2 pseudogenes are annotated in these 637 nt (G+C 28.4%); both read right to left on the bottom strand.

Going from position 1 to position 637, the window contains the following annotated elements:
- Nucleotides 1-281, bottom strand: a pseudogene (locus L8X40_RS08445) (hypothetical protein); the annotation flags it as partial.
- Nucleotides 271-637: pseudogene (locus tag L8X40_RS08440) on the bottom strand (hypothetical protein); the annotation flags it as partial. The pseudogenes L8X40_RS08440 and L8X40_RS08445, both read right to left, overlap by 11 nt.

Raw genomic sequence — 637 nt, 5'->3', positions numbered from 1 at the left:
AATGGGCTGCTAAGATTATCAATGCTGTAAGTATCTAATAAAATTAAATTATTACATTCCCACCTCGAGACACCCATGCTTTTTCCACAAATAAGCAAAATATAATATTCAAATAGTTCCAAAATACCGACCTTATCTTTTAAATGAGATGCTATAACTAAAGCTGGATTAGCATAATCATTCTCTAAAAGCTGGGTTTTTTTCCATATATCAAAATCCATATCAGGAAAAAAAATAGCGCACTTTTCATTTTCTTCCCATTTTATATATCTATATTTCATTTTTTATCCCATTTTCTATATGTATTGTTTTAAGATTTCCTCTTGGTTTATTGGAATTTATCTCTATGGTCTCACCCCCGCTTTTAGAAGTTTTCTTATATTGTATAATAGTTTGATCATCTAGTTTTCTCATATAAATCGGTTGTCCGTATTTTTTATCTACTTTATTTTCCAACTCTTCAGAATTTTTAGTTAACTTTTTCCATAATTTGTCTAATTCCTCTTTATTTTTAACTATTCTCCTGCGTTTATCTCGAACATTTTTTGGCAGTTTATCTACTATCTGCAACACTTCATCTTTAGTCAATGTTCTATATTTTAAATACTCAGTATCTTTAAAAAATTGCTTTATCCCT

It is taken from the genome of Campylobacter sp. CNRCH_2013_0855 (assembly GCF_025773025.1).
GTDB classification, from domain to species: domain Bacteria; phylum Campylobacterota; class Campylobacteria; order Campylobacterales; family Campylobacteraceae; genus Campylobacter_D; species Campylobacter_D jejuni_C.
Note: the sequence above shows the minus strand (reverse complement) of the source record. Positions and strands in the feature narration are given on the sequence as shown.